Below are 265 nucleotides of genomic sequence, written 5' to 3' on the forward strand. Positions count from 1 at the left end.
ATGGTGGAGCTATGCGGGATCGAACCGCAGACCTCCTGCGTGCAAAGCAGGCGCTCTCCCAGCTGAGCTATAGCCCCATATGATGTAGTTAAACCTCATCCCCAATTCGTTTCCGGGCGCGGCGTGGTGAAGCGAAGCATACTGAAGTATGCGAGCTTTGCCACAACAAAGCACGGGAGCGAATTTGGTAGGCCTGAGTGGACTTGAACCACCGACCTCACCCTTATCAGGGGTGCGCTCTAACCACCTGAGCTACAAGCCTGTA

Annotated in this window: 2 tRNA genes; both read right to left on the bottom strand. The window is 55.5% G+C overall.

Features of this window, described 5'->3' with window-relative positions:
• Position 1: 1 nt before the first annotated feature.
• Positions 2 to 77 (bottom strand) — tRNA-Ala (locus OGV50_RS00470).
• Positions 78 to 185: 108 nt separating this feature from the next.
• A tRNA-Ile gene (locus OGV50_RS00475) sits at positions 186 to 262 on the bottom strand.
• Positions 263 to 265: the final 3 nt, after the last annotated feature.

Origin of the sequence: Citrobacter sp. CK180 (assembly GCF_030333655.1) — a bacterium.
In the GTDB taxonomy this organism is placed as follows: Bacteria; Pseudomonadota; Gammaproteobacteria; order Enterobacterales; family Enterobacteriaceae; genus Citrobacter_B; species Citrobacter_B koseri.